This is a genomic window from Mammaliicoccus sp. B-M6 (genome assembly GCF_022386965.1).
In the GTDB taxonomy this organism is placed as follows: Bacteria; Bacillota; Bacilli; order Staphylococcales; family Staphylococcaceae; genus Mammaliicoccus; species Mammaliicoccus sciuri_A.
Genome location: NZ_JAJNHJ010000095.1, coordinates 1 through 289 on the forward strand (window position 1 = coordinate 1; position 289 = coordinate 289).

The following is a 289-nucleotide window of genomic DNA, read 5'->3' on the forward strand; positions in this document are numbered from 1 at the left end:
ACCTGTTCCCATGCCGAACACAGAAGTTAAGCTCTTTAGCGCCGATGGTAGTTGGGCTTACGTTCCGCGAGAGTAGGACGTTGCCGGGCAAGTAATAATATTACATATTTTTAAATGGAGAATTAGCTCAGCTGGGAGAGCATCTGCCTTACAAGCAGAGGGTCGGCGGTTCGAACCCGTCATTCTCCACCATTTAAAGCCGGCCTAGCTCAACTGGTAGAGCAACTGACTTGTAATCAGTAGGTTGGGGGTTCAAGTCCTCTGGCCGGCACCATGTTTTAGAGCCATT

2 tRNA genes and 1 rRNA gene are annotated in these 289 nt (G+C 49.5%); all 3 read left to right on the top strand.

The features are described 5' to 3' along the window. A 5S ribosomal RNA gene (gene rrf, locus LQ693_RS13575) occupies positions 1-89 on the top strand; the annotation flags it as partial. Between the two features lie 27 nt (positions 90-116). Continuing rightward, a tRNA-Val gene (locus LQ693_RS13580) sits at positions 117-192 on the top strand. Between the two features lie 6 nt (positions 193-198). Continuing rightward, positions 199-274, top strand: a tRNA-Thr gene (locus tag LQ693_RS13585). The last annotated feature ends 15 nt before the right edge of the window (positions 275-289 follow it).